At 44.2% G+C, this 668-nt stretch carries 1 protein-coding gene; it reads right to left on the minus strand.

The annotated features are described in order from the left end of the window. Positions 1 to 490, minus strand: a 490-nt coding sequence (gene hxlB / locus ACLO87_RS16765) for a 6-phospho-3-hexuloisomerase (RefSeq protein ID WP_430224339.1), incomplete at its 3' end; no start/stop codon positions are given. Positions 491 to 668: the final 178 nt, after the last annotated feature.

Consider the following 668-nt stretch of genomic DNA (forward strand, 5'->3'; position numbering starts at 1 on the left):
TCACTAATGCATCGGCAATCACCAGCAAAGCTTGCTCATACAACGACGCCATCGGCTGTGCCGAGCGGAAAACAGAATCTTTTTGATTTTTGGAAGGGGCATTAATTTGCACGATGACATCGACAAACTCGGTGATAGTGGCGTGTCGATTCGTGGTTAACACCGCCACAGCGCCGCCAAGCTGACGTGCTTTTTTCGCCAGTGCCACCAGTTGTGCTGTCTCACCGGAAGCGGAAGAAACGATAAACAGATCGCCAGGCCCAAAGTTCGGCGTAATGGTTTCCGTCAGGAAGTAAACCTCTTTTCCCATATGCATCAGGCGCATGGTGAAGGCTTTCATGGAAAAGCCGGCACGTCCCATGCCATAGCAGAAAACGCGCTGGCTTTGCTGAATAGCGTCGATCAATTTGGTGCAGTCATCCTCACGGATAGAGTCCTTAACGAAGGTTAATTCATTGATGATCTCAGTGATGTACAGCTTTGCGTCCATTTCACACCTCATGAAATAATTTTTCTCAAACACAAAATCTCATGAAATTTTATTTCATTCCAATGCATCAGTATGAAATGTGAAGCTAGTCACAAGAAAGAGAGTAGATTGTATATAACTATTTGAATTTAAGAATTATTTCTCTTTTTAAGAAAGATAAGCTTGAGGGGAAGGTGAA

This window comes from Paenalcaligenes sp. Me52 (assembly GCF_050487965.1).
Lineage (GTDB): Bacteria > Pseudomonadota > Gammaproteobacteria > Burkholderiales > Burkholderiaceae_B > Paenalcaligenes.